20 protein-coding genes are annotated in these 23,604 nt (G+C 56.1%); 1 reads left to right on the forward strand and 19 read right to left on the reverse strand.

Going from position 1 to position 23,604, the window contains the following annotated elements; translation table 11 throughout:
* From Q674_RS27660 to mnmG, 18 genes are all read right to left on the reverse strand, one after another.
* Positions 1 to 1,662, reverse strand: coding sequence for an AAA family ATPase (locus tag Q674_RS27660; protein ID WP_023008483.1), 1,662 nt, complete (start codon positions 1,660 to 1,662; stop codon positions 1 to 3).
* Positions 1,659 to 3,734 (reverse strand): integrase catalytic domain-containing protein, encoded by a 2,076-nt coding sequence (locus Q674_RS27665; protein WP_023008484.1) that lies wholly within the window; start codon positions 3,732 to 3,734, stop codon positions 1,659 to 1,661. Before Q674_RS27665 ends, Q674_RS27660 begins: the two co-directional genes overlap by 4 nt.
* Positions 3,718 to 4,539 (reverse strand): heteromeric transposase endonuclease subunit TnsA, encoded by an 822-nt coding sequence (locus Q674_RS27670; RefSeq protein ID WP_023008485.1) that lies wholly within the window; start codon positions 4,537 to 4,539, stop codon positions 3,718 to 3,720. The genes Q674_RS27665 and Q674_RS27670 overlap by 17 nt, the downstream gene beginning before the upstream one ends.
* A 395-nt stretch (positions 4,540 to 4,934) precedes the next feature.
* The gene (glmS, locus tag Q674_RS27675) at positions 4,935 to 6,767 is read right to left on the reverse strand and encodes a glutamine--fructose-6-phosphate transaminase (isomerizing) (RefSeq protein ID WP_023008486.1); all 1,833 of its coding nucleotides are present in this window, start codon (positions 6,765 to 6,767) and stop codon (positions 4,935 to 4,937) included.
* A gap of 29 nt (positions 6,768 to 6,796) precedes the next feature.
* A complete protein-coding gene (glmU, locus tag Q674_RS27680; RefSeq protein WP_023008487.1) occupies positions 6,797 to 8,161 on the reverse strand; it encodes a bifunctional UDP-N-acetylglucosamine diphosphorylase/glucosamine-1-phosphate N-acetyltransferase GlmU in 1,365 nt (454 codons plus the stop codon).
* A gap of 150 nt (positions 8,162 to 8,311) precedes the next feature.
* Positions 8,312 to 8,734, reverse strand: coding sequence for a F0F1 ATP synthase subunit epsilon (locus Q674_RS27685; protein ID WP_014423136.1), 423 nt, complete (start codon positions 8,732 to 8,734; stop codon positions 8,312 to 8,314).
* 38 nt (positions 8,735 to 8,772) lie between these two features.
* Positions 8,773 to 10,167, reverse strand: coding sequence for a F0F1 ATP synthase subunit beta (atpD, locus tag Q674_RS27690; protein ID WP_011787276.1), 1,395 nt, complete (start codon positions 10,165 to 10,167; stop codon positions 8,773 to 8,775).
* A gap of 52 nt (positions 10,168 to 10,219) precedes the next feature.
* Entirely contained in the window at positions 10,220 to 11,083 is an 864-nt protein-coding gene (gene atpG / locus Q674_RS27695) for a F0F1 ATP synthase subunit gamma (protein ID WP_023008488.1), read from the reverse strand.
* Positions 11,084 to 11,153: 70 nt separating this feature from the next.
* Positions 11,154 to 12,698, reverse strand: a complete 1,545-nt coding sequence (gene atpA / locus Q674_RS27700) for a F0F1 ATP synthase subunit alpha (RefSeq protein WP_011787278.1) — start codon at positions 12,696 to 12,698, stop codon at positions 11,154 to 11,156.
* A 28-nt stretch (positions 12,699 to 12,726) separates the two neighbouring features.
* Positions 12,727 to 13,263 (reverse strand): F0F1 ATP synthase subunit delta, encoded by a 537-nt coding sequence (locus Q674_RS27705; RefSeq protein WP_011787279.1) that lies wholly within the window; start codon positions 13,261 to 13,263, stop codon positions 12,727 to 12,729.
* 12 nt (positions 13,264 to 13,275) lie between these two features.
* On the reverse strand, positions 13,276 to 13,746 hold the full coding sequence (locus Q674_RS0120685) for a F0F1 ATP synthase subunit B (protein WP_011787280.1): 471 nt from the start codon (positions 13,744 to 13,746) through the stop codon (positions 13,276 to 13,278).
* Between the two features lie 86 nt (positions 13,747 to 13,832).
* On the reverse strand, positions 13,833 to 14,060 hold the full coding sequence (gene atpE / locus Q674_RS27710) for a F0F1 ATP synthase subunit C (RefSeq protein ID WP_014423137.1): 228 nt from the start codon (positions 14,058 to 14,060) through the stop codon (positions 13,833 to 13,835).
* A gap of 54 nt (positions 14,061 to 14,114) precedes the next feature.
* Complete coding sequence (atpB, locus tag Q674_RS27715; RefSeq protein ID WP_011787282.1) at positions 14,115 to 14,969, reverse strand: F0F1 ATP synthase subunit A; 855 nt, start codon at positions 14,967 to 14,969, stop codon at positions 14,115 to 14,117.
* 15 nt (positions 14,970 to 14,984) lie between these two features.
* Complete coding sequence (locus Q674_RS27720; RefSeq protein ID WP_036149719.1) at positions 14,985 to 15,377, reverse strand: ATP synthase subunit I; 393 nt, start codon at positions 15,375 to 15,377, stop codon at positions 14,985 to 14,987.
* Positions 15,378 to 15,594: 217 nt separating this feature from the next.
* Positions 15,595 to 16,470 (reverse strand): ParB/RepB/Spo0J family partition protein, encoded by an 876-nt coding sequence (locus tag Q674_RS27725; RefSeq protein WP_023008489.1) that lies wholly within the window; start codon positions 16,468 to 16,470, stop codon positions 15,595 to 15,597.
* A gap of 60 nt (positions 16,471 to 16,530) precedes the next feature.
* Positions 16,531 to 17,325, reverse strand: coding sequence for a ParA family protein (locus tag Q674_RS27730; RefSeq protein WP_014423140.1), 795 nt, complete (start codon positions 17,323 to 17,325; stop codon positions 16,531 to 16,533).
* Between the two features lie 23 nt (positions 17,326 to 17,348).
* Positions 17,349 to 17,993, reverse strand: a complete 645-nt coding sequence (gene rsmG, locus Q674_RS27735; protein ID WP_022992616.1) for a 16S rRNA (guanine(527)-N(7))-methyltransferase RsmG — start codon at positions 17,991 to 17,993, stop codon at positions 17,349 to 17,351.
* Position 17,994: 1 nt separating this feature from the next.
* Entirely contained in the window at positions 17,995 to 19,881 is a 1,887-nt protein-coding gene (gene mnmG / locus Q674_RS27740) for a tRNA uridine-5-carboxymethylaminomethyl(34) synthesis enzyme MnmG (RefSeq protein ID WP_023008490.1), read from the reverse strand.
* A gap of 373 nt (positions 19,882 to 20,254) precedes the next feature.
* On the opposite strand from mnmG, the gene Q674_RS41310 reads away from it, so the two are divergent.
* The gene (locus Q674_RS41310) at positions 20,255 to 20,431 is read left to right on the forward strand and encodes a hypothetical protein (RefSeq protein ID WP_023008491.1); all 177 of its coding nucleotides are present in this window, start codon (positions 20,255 to 20,257) and stop codon (positions 20,429 to 20,431) included.
* Between the two features lie 24 nt (positions 20,432 to 20,455).
* Here the strand turns inward: Q674_RS41310 and Q674_RS27745 are convergent, their stop codons facing one another.
* Positions 20,456 to 23,602, reverse strand: a complete 3,147-nt coding sequence (locus tag Q674_RS27745; protein ID WP_022992620.1) for an efflux RND transporter permease subunit — start codon at positions 23,600 to 23,602, stop codon at positions 20,456 to 20,458.
* Between the last annotated feature and the right edge of the window lie 2 nt (positions 23,603 to 23,604).

The raw sequence follows: 23,604 nt of genomic DNA on the forward strand, positions 1-23,604 counted from the left end.
CTATGCCTGGTTACCAGAACCGAGCCACTCGTCGCTGTTAAAAACCAGACCCGATTGACGCGCGGCATCCAGCATTTCGTCCTCGTTTGCCGCCTGGGAGTGCAGAAATCGCAAATCGTCTGACTCAAGGGTGTGCCATTCTTTCACTTTAATCGATTTGATTTTTCGCTTTCCCGTCACCGGTAGCGTCTTTTCGGAAGAATGGTACCAGTCAAGAATGATGGGCATCAGGTATTTCAGCTGTAAGTCAGGGTACTCCTCGAACGCTCGTTGAATTAACGGCTCCAAAAGGTCTGATTCATGGCCCATATCGACCAGCAGGTTGTGCAGCCGAATTGCCTGATCGTTGCCGTTGTACTGAACGGATTTCCGGATCTGGTCTTTACTTGATTCCAAGAGGGCACTGAGTTCCAGAATCTTCTTATCCACATCAGGGATCGTGAGGTCTGAGTATTGGGCTATCTTGCTCGGGTCTCCGGAACGCAGAGCTTCCATCATCGGGTGTATCGGCTTCAGTTCGTCGTGATAAACCTTTTTCATGATATTGGGCGTGATTCGTTCCGTGCCTGTTACAACCGCCCGTATCTGGGACAACACGAACAACTTGATGACGACATCCATGATGCCCTGAGACAGATCAAACCAAAGATCCCTCAAATCATCCGAGATAGTATCACTGGCCTTTTTCAGCCACTGGTATCTCCAGAGCTTTTTTGTGAATGCGCCCCATTCGGTTTTATTTATGTTTTCTTCAGGCGCAGGCTGGCGCAAGGGTTCCCATAATATTGATCCAAATCCTGCCCCTCGCCGAGCAGACCTCAGGTCTGTTTCAAAGACCGGTCGAGCCTTCGGTGTACCGACCATTACCACCGGTACAGAAATCTCGTTTACCAACGTTACGAAGAAGTTCAGCATTTTCTCTGCACCGCCGGAGGCACGAACATTCAAGTGCTGAATTTCATCAATGACCAGTAGGCCAATAGCATAGGTGTTTGCCAGCTGCGACATCAACGCAATCATTGTTTCTACGCCGTGGCGTTTTTCGCCATAGCGCCGGACATAATCTGTCCCAAGGATGGAATCAATTTCCCGGAAAAAGTTATGGCACAGGCTCTTGAGAGCACCGTCGTGGGGGCAGTCGATTTTCAGGAAAACAATCTGTGTGAAATTGTGTTCCGGGTGGTGAATCATCTGCGGATACGTTGCCAGAATACGGTTTAGAGAGCTCGTCTTCCCGGAACCTGAGCACCCGATAAACACCAGGCTTTTCGCAGTCGACTCCACGTGATCAAAGCGAAATGCCTTCAAGTCTCCGCTCTTGATTCGCTCATATCCGTTTTGTAGGTGGGCCGAAAGATCACCAGTGGCAATATTGCGCCCCACATATCCCTGACGCAGCATGATCGAGATTTTTGATTCAAGCTCGATGTGGCGCGCCAACGGCTGAAAAAAACCGTCCAGAAGCTGGGCGATAATGTGCACTCGTGTCTGGCCGTCCAGATATACTTCTGTCGGTCGAAGCTCCATAGCCTCACTGAGCCCCGCTATGAGCTGTTTACGGTCTGGTATTGGCGGTAAAGCCTCAATCAATGGATTGCCATGATATGACGGTATCCCGGTGTCCTGGTAAACGGCCCTCACCATGCCTGAAGGTAAAGTCATTCATCGTCTCCAAACAGCTCATCCAAAAAATCCGGGAAGGCGCCATCGTCGGGCTTGCCATGTAGGTAGGTTACATCAGATTTCGGTTTACTAGTGTCAGGTTGCCGCGCCTTCGTTTGTTCAGCTCTTTGAGCATCTCGCTCTTGCTTGCGATTATCACGTATGCCTCGGACTGTCGCGGCTTTCGATTGCTGTTTTTTGATGGCGGGGCGCGAACGCTCAGCGTTTTTGATAGTGTTGCTGACCAGATTTTCCAACTCCCGTTTGCTGGTTGTCTCGGCCACTTTGGCAACGCTCATCGCTTTTCGTTGTTCTTCCTGACTGGCCCATAACTCCCACATAGACTTGCCGCGAAACTGGCGCGAACGATCTGTTAGAGAACACACCCAGTATTCCGAACTGTCTTTTTCCGGGAACAGATAAATATAATCAGCTACTGCAGGATCATAAGCTGCCTGGAGGCCGGTGACTCTGCGATCTCCGTTCCTGTGCAGCCAGCCAGATGCTAATAACTCCTTAGACGTGTAATAAGCACCAAAACAGCTAACCCCCAAATCAGAAAGGTGAACTTTTTGGCGTGGCAACAAAGCAATGCGCAAGGCTTGCTCCGATACGTTCTTCAAGCGACCGGTTCGATTCTGTATACCCCAATTCCAGATGTTGAGAGGGGTTAACGCCATATCGTTTGGCATGTCCGGATCGCGGTCGTACTTTGACAGCACGGCATATTGGTTCCGGTGAAGGATCGAGGCGAGCATAATTTGGGTGAAATCATCCAGCGTGAGTGTTGCATCAAGCCTGTAGTCCTTTCCCCCCTGTTTTCTGACTTTTGTTCCTGTCACGACACCCGGCGTAAACGGTTTGAATTCTGCTTGCAGGGTTCGGAAATAACGCTCAACTATCCCTTTCGCATCTCCGCGATATGGAGGTGCAGTTTCAATACGCACGCCAAACGCTTTCTCCAGGGATTCAATCTGATGCCCTAGTAATTCCCCACGGTCCGCAAGGATGGCATTTGGGATCCCAACGGTTGGCCACTGCTCTTGCGTAATCTCCAGATCATAATGGGCGCAGAGTTCAATCTTGTCTGACATGGAGGTAGTCAGAGCACTCATGGCTGTGACATAGGATGGATTTTCCAACCCTATGTAAAAGCCCGCTACCATGCGACTAAAGACATCAACCACCACATACAGAGTCGGACGACCGATGATCCGTTGCCGGTCTGCCGATAGCAGGTAAACATCAGCAATCGTTGCATCAATTTCATATCTTGAGCCTGGGCCCAGCACTCCTGCTGTGGCGGTCCCTGTTAACGGTCTTATATCTTTCTGGTAGGAAATTCTGTTTGCTCTTAAGCGAATCCGATCGGCGTTTTCATATTCTCTGCGGTAGAAATATCTGATTTGATCAAGTGTTGGATAATCTTCTGGCCGTACATCGGGATTAGCAGCCTCGAACATGTCGATGAATCGTCGATGGGCATACGGCAGGCTATAGCCCTTGTCGTTCACGTAGTAGCGATCAAGTATCAGACGAAACATCTTTCCGATGGCGCCATCGACGGTAATCCCGGTACCCGGCGAAATTTTCCGGGGTCGACCCAATTTCTTCCTGGATACTTTTCTCTGGCCCTTTCCTCCGGACTTTCGGTAATCAGGCAACAAGGCATTAGGCACCGCTCCTCTCTGCCAAAACTGACGGAGGTTTTTATAAAGCGATTTTCTGGGTTTGTCGGTTTCGTCACTACGAGACTGGACTAACCGGCCCCTGCCACTGCGGTAATAAATTTCTTCATCAACAATCAAAGGCGCTATTAACTCATACCGCTGGTCCCGAATCACTTGGGCTTTACTGCCCTGTTCAACGGCTAGCGAGGCGAGCTCCGAGTAGGGATCTTCTACCCGGCGAAGTGATTCATCCAATATCCATTGCTCGATCTCTGTGGCTTTGACTAGCTCAGGCCACGCTTTATCTGAGTCAATATTCATCCAGATAGCGTGTTGGCCCACCAATGCCAATATGCGATACCGCTCCTGCCCGAGCTTGAAGACGTCATTGATTCGCAGCATAACCCGCCCTCAGTAACCCTATATCCTCTACTACATGCAGGTCTCGTGATACCAGCTTGTTCCACGGGATGGAGATATCGAACGTTAATACTCTCAAAGCTGCCAGCGCCCGTAACCTAGCCAGCGATGTGCCTGGCTCAAGTGAGTAAGAGTGGTCAATCAGCATTCCAATATCCGGGAGTCTGGTATTAGGGTTATCTGCCAACGTACTTACATAGATCGGCAAACTCTGAAATAGGACCTCCAGGCTCTCATCTTGCACTCGCGCGGAATAAAGCAGATCAAGATTCGCCATTACAGTGGAGGGCATCTGCTTCTCGGTTATCAGATACCAGGGGATACCTTTAAGCTTCCAATACCGACGCTCAATTTCCAGTTTTTCTACTGTTCGTGGATCCATTAGGTCGGATGAGACTTTCACCTGGATGGCCATGCTCTGTGGCCCAGTCGACGTGGATAGGTCGACAAAAAAATCGCTGGACATGATCTGGAGGTATCCGCTTGCTGCGGGATGAGGAATTTTCGCTTGTTCAGCCAGTGAGAAAGTGTCTTCTATTCTTAGCGGAAACTGCTCACGGATATCGATGACATCCGGGTTCCATTCAATTAACAAAAAAGCCGCAAGTTCTGTGTCAGAAAAGAAATGATGGGTTCGCCCTGTCAGGTGGCCCATCACCCGGTGTGAACGCCCCTCGGAGGGTAGGTCTCTGACGGTGAGCCATGGATGGTAGTCTTTACCATTACCTTTGCCACGGTTTTCCTTGATCCACTTTTCAGTTTTTTTGTCGAGTTTGTAGTTGGCCATTCCCGAGAGCTCCATAGGAGAATAGCCAAACTTTGCCACACCGGCCGTCTGTTACCAACTTTATTCCAAAGTTACCAACTCTTTTACCTTTTTACCAACTTTATTACCATTCCACATCAAACTGTCAGATCATAAAAAAGTTGGTAACAAAACGCCGCTATAGTCCGCATTCTTCCGCACTGAAAAAACCTGAATAAAAAATAGAGTTGGTAACTTTCAGGCGGAAAGTCACGTTCTCAGAACGAACTAAGGTGCGGTGGTGGTCGGTTAAGTTGTTGATAAACCTTGTGACTTAATGAATTCAGGTTTGCGGCGAAGCCGGAAGTTACCAACTTTATTACCTTGTTACCGACTTTATTACCAGGCCACAACAAACACCTGGAAGGGAAAACCGGTTATTCCACCGTCACACTCTTGGCCAGGTTCCGCGGCTGGTCCACATCCGTACCCTTCAACACCGCCACATGATAAGACAGCAGCTGCAGTGGCACGGTGTACACGATGGGCGCGGTGATCTCGTGCACGGACGGCAGTTGCATTACGTGGATGCCTTCCTCAGGCTTCACATTCGCGGCCTTGTCGGCAAAAACGAACAGCTCACCGCCACGGGCGCGAACTTCCTCCAGATTGGATTTCAGCTTTTCCACCAGGTCGTTGTTCGGTGCCACCGTGACTACCGGCATTTCACTGTCCACCAATGCCAGCGGACCGTGTTTGAGCTCGCCGGCGGGATAGGCCTCGGCGTGGATGTAAGAGATTTCCTTGAGCTTGAGGGCCCCTTCCATCGCCACCGGGAACTGGGAACCGCGGCCCAGGAACAGGCTGTGGTTCTTGTCCATAAACGCCTTGGACATCTCTTCAATGTCGGCATCCAGGGCGAGGACATCACTCACCTGCTTGGGCAACTGATGAATGGCGGCAACGATGTCTGCCTCTTTCTCTTCACTCAGGCCATTATGGCGCGCCAGCGCCAGGGTGAAGATCAGCAAGGCGGTCAGCTGGGTGGTGAACGCCTTGGTCGACGCCACACCAATTTCCGGACCGGCCTGGGTCATGATGACCAGATCGGATTCCCGCACCAGCGAGCTGCCCGGCACGTTGCAGATGGCCAGAGCCGCGCGGAAGCCCGCCTGTTTGGCCTGGCGCAATGCCGCCAGAGTGTCGGCGGTTTCACCGGACTGGGAAATGCACAGGAACAGGGTGTCGGGCTGAATCACGTGTTTGCGGTAGCGGAACTCGGAAGCGACTTCCACCGAACAAGGCACGCCGGCCAGTTCCTCAATCCAGTAGCGGGCCACCATGCCGGCATGGTACGAAGTGCCACAGGCGATGATCTGGACGTGACGGACGTTATCCAGCAGGTTGGCCGCATCGGTTCCCAAGGCTTGCTCCAGGACCCGGCTGTCGGTGATCCGGCCTTCCATGGTGGCCTTGATCACTTTCGGTTGCTCGTAGATTTCCTTGAGCATGAAGTGGCGGTATTCACCTTTGTCCGCAGAGTCAGCACCGTGTTCAAAACGGGTAATGGTCCGCTCCACCGGCTGACCACTGCGATCGTGGATGCGGATGTTGTCCTTGCGGATATCGGCGATATCGCCCTCTTCCAGGAACATGAAGCGGTCGGTCACCGGCAACAGGGCCAGCTGGTCAGACGCGATAAAGTTCTCGCCAATACCGACGCCAACCACCAGAGGGCTGCCCTCGCGACAGACCACCAGGTGATCCGGCTCATCGGCATGAACAACGGCCAGGGCGTAGGCACCGCGCAGACGCTGAATGGCCGACTTTACCGCCTCATAGAGTTTGCCCTGTTCACGGAAGTATTTCTCGATCAGGTGCGCGACCACCTCGGTATCGGTCTGGGAGGTGAACTCAAAACCCTCGGCCCTGAGTTCATCCCGGAGTTCCTGGTAATTCTCGATGATGCCGTTATGGACGATGGCCAGCCGCTCGCCGGACATATGGGGATGGGCGTTTACCTGAGAGGGCTCGCCGTGGGTGGCCCAGCGAGTGTGGGCGATACCCAGGTGACCAGCCAGGGGGTTTGCTTCAATGGCATCAGCCAGGGCCGCCACCTTGCCAACTTCCCGGGCTCGCTGCACCAGGTGCTGGCCATTGATGACGGCCATGCCGGCGGAGTCGTACCCCCGGTATTCCAGGCGGCGCAGGCCCTCCAGCAGAATACCCTGGACATCCCGTTCAGATACCGCTCCTACAATCCCACACATGCTGTTATCACCTGTTCGTTAATCGTTGGTTACGCTTTTTTCGGCCGTTCCCAGCCGGCGATGTTGCGCTGCTTGCCACGGGCCACCGCCAGTTCCCCTTCGCTGATATCGCGGGTAATGGTCGAGCCGGCACCAATGGTGGCCTGTTCCGCTACGTTCACCGGGGCGACCAGTGAGGTATTGGAGCCGACAAATACCCCGTCACCCAATACCGTCTGGTGTTTGTTCACACCATCATAATTGCAGGTGATGGTACCTGCACCCACATTCACATTACGGCCCAGTGAGGCATCACCAACGTAACTGAGGTGATTGATCTTGCTGCCCTCACCCACCACGGCCTTCTTGGTTTCGACAAAATTGCCAACCTTGGTGTTGGCGGCCAGTTCAGTGCCCGGGCGCAGACGCGCGAATGGCCCGATCTGGGCGTTGGCACCCACTACAGCACCTTCAATCACGCTGTTGGCCTTGATCTCGGCACCGTCGGCGATGGTGGCGTCTTTGATCACACAGTTGGGTCCGATCACGACGTTGTTGCCGAGGCTCACCCGGCCTTCAAAGACCGCGTTTACGTCTATCCACAGGTCGTTGCCAATGGTGAGCTCACCGCGCACCTCAATGCGGGCCGGGTCCGCCAGGGATGCACCCTCGGTCATCAAACGCTCGGCTTGCTGACGCTGGTACCAGCGCTCCAGTTCCGCCAGTTGCAGGCGGTTGTTCACGCCCTGAACCTCAAACGGATTCAGCGGTTGGGAAACCGTCACTGACAAGCCGTGGTCGACCGCCATCGCGATAATGTCAGTCAGATAATACTCGCCCTGGGCATTGCTGTTGGACAGAGCGGGCAGCCATTGCTTCAGATGACGGGCGGATACCGCGAGAATGCCGGTGTTCACTTCCTGAATCTGCTGCTGTTCAGCGGTCGCGTCTTTCTGCTCAACGATGGCCTGAACCAGGCCTTGTTCGTTGCGAACGATCCGGCCATAACCGTGGGGGTTGTCCATATCCACCGTCAGCAAAGCCAGATTCCGTTCGTCCAGGTCGGCGACCATGGTTTCCAGGGTATCTTTGCGAGTCAGAGGGACGTCACCGTACAACACCAACACCCGGGCATCATCCGGCAGTGCCGGCAGTGCCTGGGCCACGGCATGGCCGGTGCCCAGCTGTTCGGTCTGCAACACCCAGTTCACCGAGTCGTCTTCCAGAGACGCCCGAACCTGATCGGCCCCGTGACCAATCACTGTGTGAATTTTCTCCGCGCCCAGTTGTTTTGCGGTATCAACCACATGGTGCAGCATGGCTTTACCCGCCACCGGGTGCAGCACCTTAGGCAGGGAGGATTTCATGCGGGAGCCCTGGCCTGCGGCCAGGATCACAACGTGTAACGGGCTCATGGGGCAATCAGCTCCGGTATTCAAAACGTCCATAAATGAAAAAACCGCGTCCCGGTGGAATCGCCGACACTCCGTTTCCGGAATACCGGGCCCTCCACCTGAGGATGCGGTTCACTGTCAGGCCAGTCCGGGCGCTGACACAGGCTCTGCTTAACGCAGGTGCTTGCGCAGCTTCTGGATGGTGCGCAGCTGAGCGGCAGCTTCGGCCAGCTCGGCGGCAGCACGCGAGTACTCGAACTCGCCTGTCTTGTTCGCCAGTGCCTTCTCGGCTTGCTTCTGGGCTTCCAGGGCCGCTGCTTCGTCCACATCCTTTGCACGAACGGCGGTGTCGGCCATCAGGGTAACCAGATTGGGCTGTACTTCCAGGTAACCACCGGATACGTACAGAATCTCCTCACTGCCACCCTGCTTGATGATCCGCACTGCGCCGGGCTTCAGCTCGGTCAGTAGCGGAGCATGGCCATACTGGATGCCAAGCTCACCTTCGGTACCGGTGGCGATCAGCATCTCCACCAGGCCCGAATAGATTTTTTCCTCGGCACTTACGACGTCACAATGTACGGTCATAGCCATTTCATACGCCTCTTGGGTCAGAAAGGAAAAAAGGTGTCTTACTTACCTTCCTTCTCTTTCATTGCCTTAGCTTTCTCAATCGCTTCTTCGATGCCGCCGCACATGTAGAACGCCTGCTCCGGCATGTCGTCGTAGTCACCGTTGAGAATGCCTTCGAAGCTGGCGATGGTCTCTTTCAGAGACACGTACTTACCCGGAGAACCGGTAAATACTTCAGCAACGTGGAACGGCTGCGACAGGAAACGCTCAATCTTACGGGCGCGGGATACGATCAGCTTGTCGTCTTCAGACAGCTCGTCCATACCCAGGATCGCGATGATGTCTTTCAGTTCCTTGTAGCGCTGCAGAACGTTCTGAACACCACGAGCAACGTTGTAGTGCTGCTCACCAATCACCAGCGGATCCAGCTGACGGGAGGTGGAGTCGAGCGGATCGATCGCCGGGTAGATACCCTTGGAAGCGATGTCACGGCTCAGTACCACGGTCGCGTCAAGGTGCGAGAAGGTGGTGGCCGGAGACGGGTCAGTCAAGTCATCCGCCGGTACGTAGACCGCCTGGATAGAAGTGATGGAACCGGTCTTGGTAGAGGTGATACGCTCCTGCAGCTGACCCATCTCTTCCGCCAGGGTCGGCTGGTAACCTACCGCAGAAGGCATACGACCCAGCAGTGCAGATACCTCAGTACCGGCCAGGGTGTAACGGTAGATGTTGTCAACGAACAGCAGTACGTCACGGCCTTCGTCACGGAACTTCTCAGCCATGGTGAGACCGGTCAGGGCCACACGCAGACGGTTTCCAGGGGGCTCGTTCATCTGGCCGTAAACCATGGCAACCTTATCGAGAACGTTGGACTCCTTCATTTCGTAGTAGAAGTCGTTACCTTCCCGGGTCCGCTCACCAACACCTGCGAATACGGAGAGACCGGAGTGCTCTTTCGCGATGTTGTTGATCAGTTCCATCATGTTTACGGTCTTGCCTACGCCGGCACCACCGAACAGACCAACCTTACCACCCTTGGCGAACGGGCAGATCAGGTCGATAACCTTGATGCCGGTTTCCAGCAGGTCGGCAGACGCTGCCTGATCGGCATAGCCCGGTGCTTTGCGGTGGATAGCCCAGCGCTCTTCTTCGCCGATGTCGCCCTGTTCGTCGATGGGACGACCCAGAACGTCCATGATCCGGCCCAGAGTCTGTGTACCAACAGGTACAGAGATCGGCTTGCCGGTGTTTTCTGCTTTCAGGCCACGCTTCAGGCCCTCAGTGCTGCCCATGGCGATGGTACGAACAATGCCGTCACCCAGCTGCTGCTGGACTTCCAGAGTTGTTTCGCCACCTTCAAGCAGCAGTGCGTCGTAAACGCTTGGAACGGAGTCACGTGGAAATTCCACGTCGATAACCGCGCCAATGATCTGAACGATGTGTCCGCTACTCATGCTCGGTTCCTCGTTATCTTGATAGTCAATAAAACCAGTAGGTCTGTGAGCGTTAACCAACAGATGCCGCGCCGCTCACAATCTCCGAAATCTCTTGTGTGATCGCTGCCTGACGGGCCTTGTTGTAGGCCAGTTGAAGCTCGTCAATGATGCTGCCAGCGTTATCTGTCGCGCTCTTCATGGCAATCATCCGGGCAGCCTGCTCACAGGCCAGATTTTCTACCACACCCTGATACACCTGGGATTCGATATAACGTGGCATCAGCCCGTCAAGGATCGGACGGGAATCCGGCTCGTAGATGTAATCCCACTGGTGACCGATTTCTTCATCATCGCCTTCCGGCAGCGGCAGCAACTGCAGCGCCTTCGGGCTCTGGGTCATGGTGTTGACGAATTCGTTGCTGATCAGGAACAGGCGGTCGATCTTGCCTTCCACGAACGAATCCAGCATCACCTTGACGCTACCGATCAGCTGATCTGCACTCGGGCTATCGCCCAGGTGCGTCACGGCTGCCACCACGTTCCCGCCGTAGTTGCGGAAGAAGGAGGCACCCTTCTGGCCAATAGCGCAGATATCGGTCTCAATACCTTGTTGTTTCCATTCACGCATTTCTCTGACGAGCAGCTTGAACGCGTTGGTGTTCAGACCACCGCAAAGACCGCGATCAGAGGAGACCACAATGTAGCCTATCCGCTTGACCTCGCGCTCCTGCATGAACGGATGGCGGTAATCCTTGTTGGACTTCGCAATGTGTCCGATTACCTGGCGCATCTTTTCAGCGTACGGGCGAGTTGCCTGCATACGCTCCTGAGCCTTACGCATCTTGCTCGCGGCTACCATTTCCATGGCAGACGTGATCTTCTGCGTGCTCTTGATGCTTCCGATCTGGTTACGTATTTCTTTTCCGACGGCCATATGTCACTGCCTTTTCAAGTTAGACACTCAAATGGACCAGCAGGCCCGCACAACGGCGGGCCTTTTGGATTTACCAGCTCTGAGTGGTCTTGAATTTCTCCAGAGCAGCTTTGAGGCCGGCAGTGATGTCGTCGTTGAAGTTACCTTCAGGGCCGATCTTGTCCAGAAGTTCCTTCTGCTCGGACCGCATCCAGTCCAGCAGTTGGGCTTCGAACTTCACAACCTTGTTGACATCCACATCGTCCAGGAAGCCTTCGTTCGCTGCGAACAGTACGGTACCCATTTCCGCAACGGTCATCGGGCTGTACTGGTTCTGCTTCATCAGCTCGGTGACGCGCTGACCATGCTCCAGCTGCTTACGGGTTGCTTCGTCGAGGTCAGAAGCGAACTGGGCAAACGCCGCCAGTTCCCGGTACTGGGCCAGGGCCAGACGGATGTTACCGCCGAGCTTCTTCATGATCTTGGTCTGGGCTGCACCACCTACCCGGGATACAGAGATACCGGCGTTCATGGCCGGACGGATACCGGAGTTGAACAGGTTGGTTTCCAGGAAGATCTGACCATCGGTAATGGAAATTACGTTGGTCGGTACGAACGCAGACACGTCACCAGCCTGAGTCTCGATGATCGGCAGCGCGGTCAGGGAACCGGTCTTGCCTTTCACTTCGCCGTTGGTGAACTGCTCAACGTAGTCAGCATTTACACGGGACGCACGCTCCAGCAGGCGGGAGTGCAGGTAGAAAACGTCACCCGGGAATGCTTCACGTCCTGGCGGACGACGCAGCAGCAGGGAGATCTGACGGTAGGCAACGGCCTGTTTGGACAGGTCATCGTATACGATCAGGGCGTCTTCACCGCGGTCGCGGAAGAACTCACCCATGGAAGTACCGGCGTACGGAGCCAGGAACTGCATGGCGGCCGGATCGGCGGCACCAGCAGCAACCACGATGGTGTGGTCCATGGCACCGTGCTCTTCCAGCTTGCGCACAACGGCGGCAATGGAAGACTGCTTCTGGCCAACGGCAACGTAGATACACTTGATGCCGGTGTGCTTCTGGTTGATGATCGCGTCGATGGCAACCGCGGTCTTACCGATCTGACGGTCGCCGATGATCAGCTCACGCTGGCCGCGGCCGATGGGAACCATGGTATCGATGGCTTTCAGACCAGTCTGTACCGGCTCGTCAACGGACTGACGGGCGATAACGCCCGGTGCAACCTTCTCGACCGGGGAGGTCAGGCTGTTGCCCAGCTCGCCCTTACCGTCGATGGGGTTACCCAGGGAGTCAACCACACGGCCCAGCAGTTCGTTACCAACGGGTACTTCCAGGATACGACCAGTACAACGTACCTTCTGGCCTTCGGCCAGACCTTCGTAGTCACCCAGAACAACCGCACCAACAGAATCACGCTCCAGGTTCAGCGCCATGCCGTATGTGCCGTTGGCAAATTCAATCATCTCGCCGTACATAACGTCGGCCAGACCGTGGATCAGCACGATACCGTCAGATACAGACAGGATCGTACCTTCGTTTTTTGCTTCGGAAGAGATGTCGAGTTTCTCGATTCTCTTCTTGATGATGTCACTGATCTCGGATGGATTCAGTTGCTGCATGCCTTTGTCCTCAAACCTTGTGCTGAAATCAGGAGCCCAGAGCCCTGGCCATTCTGGCCAGTTTGCCACGGACTGAAGCGTCGATAACCAGGTCGCCTGTTCGTACGATCACGCCACCGATCAGGGACTGATCCACGGTGGTCTCGAGTTCGACCTTGCGCTCCAGCTTTTTGGACAGTGCGTCGATCAGTTTCTGCTGCTCGTCTGCAGACAAGTCGAATGCGGTATCGATTGTCAGGTGTACAGACTTCTCGAGGTCTGCACGATACAAACGGAACAGAGCAGAAATCTCCGGCAGCAGGGCCAGACGCTTGTTTTCAGCAAGAATCAACAGGAAGTTTCTGAGTGCTTCAGGCAGCGGCTCTTCAAAACACTCTGCGAAGAGTTCCGCCTTGCGTTGCTCAGACAGGCCGGGGTTGGCCAGGATGTTCTTTACCTCTTGGTCAGCCGCAACCTGAGCGGCAAAAGCCAGAGCCTGATCCCATTGATCAACGGCGTTCTGGTCCTGCGCGGCATCAAAAACGGCCTTCGCGTAGGGTCGGGCTAACGTTGTAAGTTCTGCCATGATGACCCTCGTTTAGAGTTCTGCGGCCAGCTTTTCCAGCATCTCGCTGTGAGCTTTGGCGTCTACAGAGGTTTCCAGAATCTTCTCGGCACCGGCAACGGCCAGGGTGGCCACTTCTGCTCTGAGTGCGTCGCGAGCCTGAACACGCTCCTGTTGAATTTCCGCCCTGGCCTGCTCAATAAGCTTTTCGCCTTCTTTGCGGGCATCCTCTTTGGAGGCTTCCACAATCTGGGCGGCACGCTTGTTGGCCTGGTCAATCAGGGCTGCAGCTTCTTCTTTCGCCTTTTGCAGTTCTTTGGTGGCTTTTTCCTGGGCCAGTTCGAGATCGAGTGATGCCCGATCGGCCGCGGATAGGCCATCTGCAATTTTCTTCTGGCGCGCTTCCATGGCAGCCGTAATCGGCGGCCATACATATTTGACGCAGAACCAGACGAAAATAGCGAAGGCAATCGATTGCCCTATCAACGTAAGGTTTATATTCACGGCGATATACCTCTTGCTATTCGTTGCGTCCTGGTTTCCGGAAGGAGGGGCGCGGCCTTAGCCGGCGCCCACAGCTCTCGGTTTAATTAACCAGCAACAACGAAGATCAGGTACATCGCGATACCAACACCGATCATGGGAACCGCGTCAAGCAGACCAGCCATGATGAAGGCTTTGGTTTGCAGTTGGTTGGCCATTTCCGGCTGACGGGCAGTGGACTCAAGCAGTTTGCCGCCCAGCAGACCGAAACCGATACCAGCGCCCAGAGCGCCCAGACCGATGATCAACGCAGCTGCGATAAATACCATTTCCATTGAAGACTCCTCAGTTTTTTCAGATAGTTAAGGGTTTGTTTATTTAAGGGTTAATCAGTGATCTTCGTGTGCCGCGCTGAGGTAAACCACAGTAAGCACCGTAAAAATAAAGGCCTGAAGCGGAATAACCAGAATGTGGAAGATCGCCCAGGGAACGTTCAACGTCCACTGAATCCACAGTGGCAACAGCGCAATCAGGATAAACACAACTTCACCAGCGTACATGTTACCGAACAGACGCAGCGCCAGACTGATTGGCTTGATGATCAGTGCCAGGATTTCCAGCAGCAGGTTGAACGGGATCATGATCCAATGATTGAACGGGTTGAAGGCCAGTTCTTTACTGAAACCACTGACGCCTTTCACCTTGAAGCTGTAGAACAGAATCAGCAGGAACACACCAATCGACATGCCGAAGGTGGCATTTGGATCGGTGGTCGGAACAATCTTGAAGTACTCAAGCCCCAGCGCGTGAGCGATCGACGGAATATAGTCGATGGGGATCAGCTTCAGGATGTTCATCAGCAGAATCCAGACGAAAATCGTCAACGCCAGGGGCGCAATCAGCGGATTCTTGCCGTGGAAAACGTCGCGCACGATGCCCTGAACAAATTCAAAGGTCATCTCGATCAGGTTCTGCAAGCCGCTCGGCGTGCCTTCGGTGACCCGGTTGGCCACAAAGCGGAACAGGCCCAGGAACAGAATACCCATGGCGATTGACCAGCCGAGGGTATCGACGTGGATTGCCATGAAGCCCATGTCTGTGGCTTCCTGACCAGTTCGTGCGAAGGTCCAGGTGGCCTCCTGCACGACACTGCCATCCGCGCGCTCATAGCCTTCCGGGAGCTTGCCATAGGTAAGGTTGGTGAGGTGGTGTTTTATATACTCTACTGGGGTATCAGCTGCCATACTGCTCTCGTCCAGTCATCGCTGTGGTCGCGGCCGGATGAGCCAGCGCAATGCCGTACCCAACACAACCATCACAGCAAAAGTGAATAACAGAGCCGGTACGTGGACTGGCTCCATTAAAGTGAAAACGGCCGCAAAAAACACTGCGGTAAGGGCCAGCTTGATGCTCTCTGCCCTGAATATGTTGCTCACTGCCAGGTGCATCTGTCGGGCACCCTGATAACGATAAGCGCGGTGAGCAAAGTACGCGTTTGGTATGACAAAAATAAGACCGCCAATGAGGGCGGAATACCCGGCCAAACGACTTTCCAACAACCACAACAGGCTCAGAATCAGCAGAACCGCCATCTCTATAATCAACCACTTGCCAAGTGGTACGTACGTGATGGCTCTCGAAGAACGGTTCATATCACCAGCTGTCATTCCAAGCGCGCGGAATTATATGTGTTAACCGATAGGTGTTCAACATAACCGCACGGAAAAATTGGCGAAAAAGTGAGCAGATTTTGCCGCCGAAACCTGAAGTTTTACACAGGTTGTGTTGCTCATCGATCACCACAACCACATGTGGTGTTTCCGGCACCAGACGGGACTTTAGGATGATTTTCAGGTTTTATCGGACCGACTAACGGATGTGGCCCAGAATGCCGTCAAGCTCGTCCAGTGAACTGTACTCAATCACCAGCTTGCCTTTGCCGCGTTTACCATGATTGATCGCCACCCGGGCACCGAGCCGGTCAGACAGATCGTCCTGCAGGGCCCGGATGTTCGGATCCAGAGCCGGCTTAGCGCTGGCTTTGTCTTCCGGTTTTTCCTGCTGAACCCGGCGCACCAGGGCTTCAGTCTGGCGTACCGACAGCGATTTGGCGACCACCTGACGGGCCACTTGCATCTGCTGCTCCGGTGGCAGGGTGAGCATGGCACGGCCGTGGCCCATTTCCAGATCACCATGCTCCAGCATTACCCTTACGTCTTCGGTCAGGCCGATCAACCGTAACAGGTTGGTGATCGTCGTTCGGGACTTGCCCACCGCCTCGGCCACCTGAGCCTGGGTCAGGCCGAACTCGTCCTGCAGGCGCTGCAGGGCGAAGGCTTCTTCAATAGGGTTCAGGTTTTCGCGCTGGATGTTCTCGATCAGCGCCATCGCAATGGCGGCTTCATCCGGGACATCGCGGATAATGGCAGGAATACGGTCCAGTTCTGCCAGCTGGGTGGCACGCCAGCGGCGCTCACCGGCAATCAGTTCATAACGGCCTTCCGAAACCGGACGCACCACGACCGGCTGCATCACGCCCTGCTGACGAATGGAGTCTGCCAGTTCCTGCAGAGCGGCGGGGTCCATATCCCGGCGCGGCTGATAACGACCACGCTGGATCAGGTCGACCGGGATCTCACGCAGTTCACCATCGTGATCACTGATCTCCTGATTGAGATTCACCTTCGAGCCCTGGAGCAGTGCCCCCAGTCCCCGTTCGCCCAAGCCTCGCTTCTTCGCCGCCATGGTAGTTGTCATTCTTCCTGTTGAAATAGTGGGTGCATGGTTGCCTGACGGCGGTCTATGTTACACCGCAACCGCGGGCGATGTCTTTTTCGATCCGTGCCGGCGTACCATCTCGCCAGCCAGCGCCAGATATGCCACCGCACCCTTGGACACCCGATCATACTTGAGTGCCGGCATGCCGTAGCTGGGCGCTTCTGCCAGCCGGACGTTGCGGGGAATCACCGCCCGGTAAACCTTGTCACCGAAATATTCACTGAGCTGACCGGAGACATCCAGAGTCAGGCTATTGCGGGGGTCGTACATGGTGCGCAGGATACCCTCAATCTCCAGATTGGGATTGACCGTTTCCTGAATCTGCTGGACGGTGTTCATCAGTGCCGCCAGCCCTTCCAGGGCATAATATTCACACTGCATCGGGATCAGTACCGAATCCGCGGCAGACAGAGCATTCACGGTCAGCAGACTGAGTGAAGGCGGGCAATCAATCAGGATGTAGTCGTAGTTTTCCCGAACGGTGTTGAGGGTCAGCCGTAACCGGTGTTCCCGGCCAATCTCGTTCATCAGCTCCACTTCGGCGGCGGTCAGGTCACCGTTGGCGGGCAGCAGGTCAAAACCGGAGGCCTCGGCGTGGACGATCACGTCCGCCGGAGTAGCCCGTTTGGTCAGCACATCGTATCCGGACAGCTCCAGGGAATTTTTATCCACACCGCTGCCCATGGTGGCATTGCCCTGGGGATCCATATCCACCAGCAGCACCCGGCGCTTGGTGGCCGCCAGAGACGCGGCAAGATTGACGCAGGTGGTGGTTTTGCCCACACCGCCTTTCTGATTGGTCACTGCAATCACGCGCGCCATGCTTTGCCTCCTGCTGTTGAGGGTTACCGGTGTCGTTCAGCCCGGGCGACGATCAGTAAATGCCGTTCGCCGTCGGCTCCGGGGACGGTCAGGGAATGGCTGGATTCTACCTGCCAGCCCGCCGGAAGGGCAGCTACTTCATCATCCGGATACTGGCCTTTCATGGCAAGGAACTCGCCGTCATTCGCGAGCAGACCACCACACCAGGTCACCAGGTTTTCCAGCGCGGTGAAGGCCCGGCTGCTGATCTGGGTGAAGGGCTGATCGGGCTGGCAGTCTTCCGCCCGGCCGTGGATAACTTCAACGTTGTCCAGCCCGAGCTCAAGCACACACTGATTCAGGAATCGGGTTTTCTTACCGTTGCTGTCCAGCAGGGTAAAGCGTTTTTCCGGGAACACAATGGCCAGCGGAATACCCGGCAGGCCGCCGCCGGCGCCCACATCCAGCAAATGGTCTGTGGTCACCCAGGGCAGGATGCTCAGACTGTCCAGCAACTGGCGGGAGACCATGACCCGCTCATCCCGCACGGCGGTCAGGTTGTAGGCCTTGTTCCACTTGTTCAGCAGAGCCAGAAAAGCCAGCAACTGTTGCTGCTGGCTGTCGGACAAAGACAGGTTCATGGCCGCGAGGCCGTCCCGAAGCTGGCCGGGCCACTGTGGATAACTCATCTCAGGCGCTCTGCTTTTTCAACAGGTCGCGCTTTTTCAGATGCACCAGAATCTGACTGACCGCCGCCGGGGTCACACCTTGGATACGGGACGCCTGAGCCACCGTTTCCGGGCGCACGTCCTTGAGCTTCTGCTTGATTTCGTTGGACAGGCCACCGATGACGTCGTAATCCAGATCCAGCGGCAACGCGGTGTTCTCGTTCTTGCGCAGGCGCTCGATCTCGTCCGCCTGCCGGGAGATATAGCCTTCGTATTTGATCTCGATTTCCACCTGATCGGCAACGTTCGGGTCCTCCGCCCGTTCGGCCCCGATCTCGGCGATGTGATCGTAGACAATCTCCGGACGGCGCAGCAGCTCTGCCAGAGACTGGTCACGGGTCATCGGCTGTTTCAGGTAGCCATTGGCTCGCTCACCCGCCTCGGTGTTCGGATGGATGCGGGTGCTTTCCAGGCGGCTACGCTCTTTGGCAATGCCTTCGCACTTCTCGCTGAACTTCTGCCAGCGTTCGTCGTCCACCAGGCCCAGCTTGCGGCCGGTTTCGGTCAGGCGCAGGTCGGCGTTGTCCTCCCGCAGGATCAGCCGGTATTCGGCACGGCTGGTAAACATACGGTAGGGCTCCTGGGTGCCCATGGTGATCAGGTCGTCCACCAGTACGCCCAGATAGGCCTCATCCCGGCGCGGGTACCACTCTTCTTGGTCCCGGGCCCGCAGCGAGGCGTTGATGCCCGCCAGCAAGCCCTGGGCGCCAGCTTCTTCGTAACCGGTGGTGCCGTTGATCTGGCCGGCAAAGTACAGGCCCTGGATAAACTTGGTTTCCAGGGTGTGGCGCAGGTCCTGCGGGTTCAGGTAGTCATACTCGATGGCATAGCCCGGGCGCAGGATGTGGGCGTTCTCGAAACCGGGAATCGAGCGCACTGCCTTGAGCTGGATATCAAACGGCAAGCTGGTGGAAATACCATTCGGGTACAGCTCGTTGGTGGTCAGGCCTTCGGGCTCGACGAAAATCTGGTGCGAATCCTTGTCGGCAAAGCGGTTGACCTTGTCCTCGATGGACGGGCAATAACGCGGGCCCACGCCCTCGATGTTGCCGGCAAACATGGGCGAGCGGTCAAAACCACTGCGGATGATGTCGTGGGTTTCTTCGGTGGTGCGGGTCACGTAGCAGCAGATCTGCTCCGGGTGCTCGTCACGGCTGCCGATAAACGACATCACCGGGGTCGGGTCGTCGCCCCACTGCTGCTGCATCGCGGAGAAATCCACGGTGCGGGCGTCGATACGCGGCGGTGTACCGGTTTTCAGGCGGCCGACGTTGAACGGCAGTTCCCGCAGGCGCCTGGCCAGGGCATTGGCCGGCGCATCACCGGCACGGCCACCGGCATGGTTCTGCATGCCGATGTGGATAACGCCGCCAAGGAAGGTGCCGGTGGTCAGCACCACCGTCTTGGCGTTGAAACGGATGCCGGTCTGGGTGACCACGCCCACAACCTGGTCGTTTTCCACAACCAGGTCATCGGCCGCCTGCTGGAACAGGGTCAGGTTGGGCTGGTTTTCCAGCATGTGGCGAATGGCTGCCTTGTACAGAATCCGGTCAGCCTGGGCGCGGGTGGCGCGTACGGCCGGGCCCTTGCGGCTGTTGAGTACCCGGAACTGGATACCGGCCTGGTCTGTAGCCCGGGCCATGGCACCGCCCAGGGCATCGATTTCCTTCACCAGATGGCTCTTGCCAATGCCACCGATGGCCGGGTTACAGGACATCTGCCCCAGAGTCTCAATGTTGTGGGTCAGCAGCAGGGTTTGCGAACCCATACGCGCTGCCGCCAGGGCGGCTTCAGTACCGGCATGGCCACCACCAATGACAATGACATCGAAACGGGTCGGAAACTCCACACTACACCTCGGAAATCGGGGAAAAAAACAGGGCGGCGAGTATAACGCCTCGCCCGGGAAATTGCAGTCGGAATGTGCAAATTTTAACCAGCAACGAGGTGAATAAAAACCCTGTCGGCTGGCCTTGGCCGAATATCAGTGCGACGCGGCTCTCTGACAGGGTTCGTACAGGATAAGGAAATTCCGAAAGTTTCAGGATTTCATAGCCTTGTCATACATTGTTCAAAAAAGTTTTCAAAAAGTTATCCACACAATTGATGCCTTCACTTACAGCCAAAAACGTCGGTAACTATTTGTTAAATAAAAATTTAGTTAAATTACTCTGGCATTATTCGCAAATTATCCCAGTAATTATCCACAGCGTTTTTACCGAATGCCTATATACGGTGCAACAACCGGTACCCCTGAACGCAAGTGCACCAACAAAGGGCCAATTTCCACGCAGGCTCGCCAGCGCTGTCGTCAGGCCCAGGGCCACCGGATCTTCTGCGTGGATATCCATCCGGATGAGGTCCTGGACGGTCAGGTTCTGTTCCCGGACACCCTTTGATACCGGGATTTCACCCGGTCGGGTTCAGAAATCGTCCGCCTTGCGCTGTGGCACCGCCGCCGAACTGCTACCGCCGGATGGGCCCGCTGCCAGGCGTTCCAGCTCCTGCTCCACCGCGTTCGAGGATTTCGCAAAGCGGGCCAGAAGGTTGTACAACACCGGGATAATGAACAGAGTCAGGGTGGTGGCGAAAATCAGGCCACCCAGGATCACCATGCCGATAGCCGCCCGGCTCTCGGCCCCGGCACCAGTGGCAATCACCAGCGGAACCGCCCCGAACACCGTAGATATGGTGGTCATCAGTACCGGACGGAAGCGCAGGCTGGCGCCTTCCAGAATGGCTTCTTTCACCTCGTAGCCCTTGTCCCGAAGCTGGTTGGCAAATTCCACGATCAAAATTCCGTTCTTGGCCATCAGTCCCAGCAGCATGATGATGCCAATCTGGCTGTAGATGTTCAGACTGATGCCCGACCAGGCCAGCGCGATCAGCGCACCGGTCACCGCCAGCGGCACCGACAGCATGATAATCAGCGGGTGGATCCAGCTCTCGAACTGGGCCGCCAGCACCAGGAACACGATAATAAACGCCAGCCCGAAGGTCAGGTAGATGGCCGCCGAGGAATCCTGGAATTCCTGGGACAGGCCCTTGTAACTGAGGCGAGCCTCCGGCGGCAGGTTATCCACAGCCAGGTTATTCAGGTAGGTCAGCGCTGAACCCAGGTCATAGCCCTCGGCCAGGGACGCACTCACCACCACCGCCGGCAGCCGGTCAATCCGGCGCAGATCCGGATTGGCCCCGATCTCTTCCACAGATACCAGAGCCTTGAGCGGAATCAGTTCCCCACCTGCCCGAGGCCGCAGGAAGATCTGCTCCATATCACCGGGCGTGGCCCGGTCGGCATCGTCCGCCTGTATAATGACGTCGTATTCCCGGCCCCGATCCAGATAGGTGGTTACCTGCCGGGAAGCGAGCATGGTCTGCAGGGTGAGGCCTACGTCTTCGATGGTGATATCCAGATCCGCTGCCCGGTCGCGGTCAATGTTGACCTTCAGTTCCGGCCGGGTCAGCTCAAAATCTGTGTCGACATTCAGCAGATTCGGGTTTTCCTTTGCCCGTTCAACGATCTCCTCACTCCAGGCCTGCACCGACTCGTAGTCGGGGCCGGCAATGACAAACTCCACTGGCTGATTGAAGCCGCGCTGGCCAAGCCCCGGCGGGTTAATGACACTGATCCGCACCCCGGAAATGTCAGACAGCTTGTCGCGAATCTCGGTGGTGACCTGCTGCTGCTTGATCTCCCGCTGTTCCCAGGGCACCAACCCCATGATCATGAAGGCATTGTCTTCTTCATCCCGGAATCCGACGATGGACAGGAAACGCTCGGCGATACCGTCATCCAGGTAGGGCAACAGTCGCTCTTCGGCCTGTTTGACAAAGTGATCGGTGAATTCAACCGTCGAACCCCGGGGCGCGCTGACGGGCATGATGATTACGCCGCGGTCTTCGGTCGGGGCCAGTTCCTGGGGCAAACGGGGAAAAATCACCACCGCCACAATCAGCCCGACGATACCGAGCCCGAGCAACAGCCCGGGCTGGTTCAGGGAAAACCGCAGCATTCTCTGATAGCCGTGGGTGAGGCCGTTCAGGATGCGCTCACTGAAGGCCCAGAGCCGATGCCCCTCGGCACTTTCGGGACTGTGCCGGAGCCACTTGGAACAGAGCATCGGCGCCAGGGTCAGAGCTACCAGGCTGGAGACCACCACGGCGGCAGCCAGGGTGAAGCCGAATTCCGCAAACAACCGGCCCACGTTGCCGCCCATGAACGAGATGGGCACAAATACCGCCACCAGAGTCAGCGTGGTGGCGATCACCGCGAAAGCCACCTGCTTGGCGCCCCGGTAGGCCGCCAGCAACGGTGGTTCGCCTTCATCAATGCGACGCTGGATGTTCTCCAGCATGACAATGGCATCGTCCACCACCAGGCCGATGGCCAGAATGATGGCCAACAGGGTCAGCACGTTGATGGAAAAGCCCAGGAAACCCAGGCCGATAAACGCACCGATCACCGCCACCGGAATGGTGACCGCCGGAATCAGGGTTGCGCGCCAGGAGCGCAGGAACAGGAAAATAACCAGTATCACCAGCGATACCGCAATCGCCAGCGTGGTCAGAACCTCTTTGATCGAAGCCCGAATAAACACCGATTCGTCATAGCTCTCGGCAATACGCACTTCCGGCGGCAAGGTCTCGCGAATCTTCACCAGCTCCGCCTTCACCGCATCCGACACCGCTACCGTGTTGGCCTTGGACTGGCGGATTACCCCCATCCCGATAGCGGTTTCGCCATTGGCCCGCAAACGACCAACATCCGATTCCACCCCGACCTGAACATTGGCAACCTCGCCCAGGCGCAACAGGTCGTTGCCATCCCGGCGGATCACCAGATTGCGGAAATCTTCCACATTTGACAACCGCCCTTCCGCGCGCACGGTAAAGTTGCGGGTGGAGGAGTCCACTGAACCGGCCGGTAACTCCACGTTGTTCTGCCGCAGTGCCTGCTCCACCTCAGCAACGGTTATGTTCCGGGCCGCCAGGCGGGTGCGGTCGAGCCAGACCCGGATGGCGTAACGGCGTTCACCGCCAATCCGGACATCGGCAACACCGTCCAGAACCGATAACCGGTCTGCCAGAACCCGATCGGCGAAGTCACTGAGTTCGGCACTGTCCCAGACGTCACTGATCAGAGTTATCCACATCATTGGCCGGGCATCGGAATCGGCTTTTTGAACCACCGGAGGATCGGCCTCATCCGGCAACTGGTTCAGAACCCGGGACACCGCATCGCGTACGTCGTTGGCGGCAATGTCTACATCCCGGGAGGTATCAAATTCTATTGAGGTTCTGGATTCACCCTGTTCGGTTGAGGATTCGATGGAGCGAATGCCTTCAATGCCACTGATGGCCCCTTCAATCACCTGGGTAATCTGGGTGTCGACCACTTCCGCCGCAGCGCCGGTGTAATCGGTGGACACCGAAACCACCGGCGGATCAATATCCGGATATTCCCGAACCGGCAAGCCCAGCAAGGCGGCCACGCCGAATACGACAATCAGCAGGCTCAGAACGGTGGCAAACACCGGGCGTTTGATGGAGACATCGGACAGCACCATCG

Origin of the sequence: Marinobacter sp. EVN1 (assembly GCF_000475375.1) — a bacterium.
Taxonomy (GTDB): Bacteria; Pseudomonadota; Gammaproteobacteria; order Pseudomonadales; family Oleiphilaceae; genus Marinobacter; species Marinobacter nauticus.